Here is a 1,826-nt window from a genome sequence, read left to right as displayed (position 1 = left end):
TAAAAACATACTCTGGCGATACCTTTTTTTCGCCGTTCACCGCCACTGCGTTGGAACTTATCATGGTACGGGCCTGGCCACGCGACGGCACCAGATCAGCCGCTACCAGCGCCTGTTGTAAATCCGCACCGCGATCAAGTCCGACCGTCGGTATGCCGTCCTGGGCCAATTGAGCGAAATCATCCTCGGTCAGGTCTGCCAGCGCGCCGGTGAACAGGCTTGCGGTAATACGCTTTGCCGCCGCCAAACCTAGCTCGCCGTGTGCCATGCGAGTGACCTCTTCTGCCAGCACATACTGGGCGCGAGGGGTCTTGTCACTGGCGTGATGCTCTTGCTCCAGAGCCTCGATAGTGGAAAGCGATAGGAAGGTGAAGAACTTCAAGAAGCGATACACGTCGCTGTCGGCGGTATTGATCCAGAACTGATAGAACTTATAGGAGCTGGTCTTGCTGGGATCTAACCACACCGCGGCGCCCTCGGTTTTGCTGAATTTGGTGCCGTCCGCTTTGATGATAAGCGGCACTGTCAGGCCATACACCGTGTTCTGGTGCAGCCTGCGCGTCAAATCTATTCCGGAGGTGATGTTCCCCCACTGGTCAGAGCCGCCAATCTGCAGCGCCACGCCGTACTGTTTGTTCAGGTAGGCGAAATCGTAGCCCTGCAACAAATTATAGGAAAACTCGGTAAAGGAAATGCCGCTATCATCACGGTTCAACCGCTGCTTTACCGCTTCTTTATTGATCATCTGATTAACGGAAAAATGCTTACCGATATCGCGCAGAAACGTCAACATGTTCATTGAGCCAAACCAGTCATAATTGTTGGTGGCGATGGCGCTATTATTGCCGCAGTCAAAATCGAGGAACGGCGATACCTGGAGTTTGATTTTTTCCACCCATTTCTGGACGGTTTCCGTGGTATTAAGCTTGCGCTCAGTCGCTTTGAAACTGGGATCGCCGATAAGTCCGGTAGCGCCCCCTACCAGCGCTACTGGACGGTGGCCGGCCAGTTGGAAGCGTTTGAGGCACAGCAAGGGCACTAGATGTCCCAAATGCAAGCTGTCGGCGGTGGGATCGAAGCCGCAATACAACGAGATCGGCCCTGCTGCCAACCGATCAGACAGAGCCTTCTCGCCCGTGACTTGGGCAATCAGCCCCCGCTCCTGCAATTGTTGTATTAGATTACTGCTTGCCATCAAAAGCTCCATTATCAAGAAAGAAAGAAAAAGATACCACGGTCCACGCCGGTTTTACCCAGCGTGCAAGACTCTATCCTTAAAAACGTTTTCCTGGCGCCGGCGTCGCGGTCAAGTCAGACCCTCACCGCCTCGGTGAGGGTATCATAACCGATCCGGCTATGGTGCCAGCCGATCAACGTGCCAACCGCCCTCTTCACGCCGATAGAGAAACCTGTCGTGCAATCGATGTTCACCGCCCTGCCAGAATTCCATCGCATCGATAGNGACTCGATAACCACCCCAGAAGCTGGGCAGCGGCACCTCACCCTGGGCAAATTTCTGTTTCAGCTCCAGAAATTTACTTTCTAACATGCCGCGGGCAGAGATTCGGCTGGATTGCCGCGAGACCCAGGCACCTATCTGGCTATCGCGCGGGCGGCTGTGAAAGTACTTTATCACGTCAATGACCGAGAGCCGATCCGCGCGGCCCAGGACTAGAACTTGCCGTTCCAGCGTGTTCCAGGGAAAGTGCAGGCTGATGCGGGGGTTATGAGCCAAATGTGTGGCTTTTTGACTGCCGAGATTGGTATAGAACACCATACTCTGAAGATCAAAATATTTAAGTAATACTAGCCGCTGGTACGGCTGG

General features: G+C 54.0%; 2 protein-coding genes and 1 pseudogene. All 3 read right to left on the bottom strand.

What is annotated here, in order from left to right:
* The coding region (gene tyrS / locus BG74_RS03090; RefSeq protein ID WP_066596534.1) for a tyrosine--tRNA ligase at window positions 1–1,195 on the bottom strand (1,195 nt) is incomplete at its 3' end.
* Window positions 1,196–1,354: 159 nt separating this feature from the next.
* Window positions 1,355–1,461 (bottom strand): annotated as a pseudogene (locus BG74_RS16230) (pyridoxine 5'-phosphate oxidase C-terminal domain-containing protein); the annotation flags it as partial.
* Window position 1,462: 1 nt separating this feature from the next.
* On the bottom strand, window positions 1,463–1,826 hold a 364-nt coding region (locus tag BG74_RS16225; RefSeq protein WP_244267202.1), incomplete at both ends, for a pyridoxal 5'-phosphate synthase.

The sequence above is a fragment of the Sodalis-like endosymbiont of Proechinophthirus fluctus genome, from assembly GCF_001602625.1.
GTDB lineage: Bacteria > Pseudomonadota > Gammaproteobacteria > Enterobacterales > Enterobacteriaceae.
Note: the sequence above shows the minus strand (reverse complement) of the source record. Positions and strands in the feature narration are given on the sequence as shown.